Source organism: Bacillus sp. AFS017336 (assembly GCF_002555445.1).
GTDB lineage: Bacteria > Bacillota > Bacilli > Bacillales > Bacillaceae_G > Gottfriedia.
In genome coordinates, this window is record NZ_NUCO01000069.1 from 1 (window position 1) to 240 (window position 240).

The window sequence follows — 240 nt, forward strand, 5'->3', positions numbered from 1 at the left end:
ATTGTTTTGTTTAGTTTTGAAGGATTATCCTTCATATATAGATATGGGCCTATAGCTCAGCTGGTTAGAGCGCACGCCTGATAAGCGTGAGGTCGATGGTTCGAGTCCATTTAGGCCCACCATATCTTTTTTTATGTTCGGGGCCTTAGCTCAGCTGGGAGAGCGCCTGCCTTGCACGCAGGAGGTCAGCGGTTCGATCCCGCTAGGCTCCACCATTTTTATTTGTACCTTGAAAACTAG

Annotated in this window: 2 tRNA genes; both read left to right on the top strand. The window is 47.5% G+C overall.

Annotated elements, in window-relative coordinates:
• Positions 1–45 precede the first annotated feature (45 nt).
• Positions 46–122: transfer RNA gene (locus CN601_RS22065), tRNA-Ile, on the top strand.
• A gap of 17 nt (positions 123–139) precedes the next feature.
• A tRNA-Ala gene (locus CN601_RS22070) sits at positions 140–215 on the top strand.
• Positions 216–240: the final 25 nt, after the last annotated feature.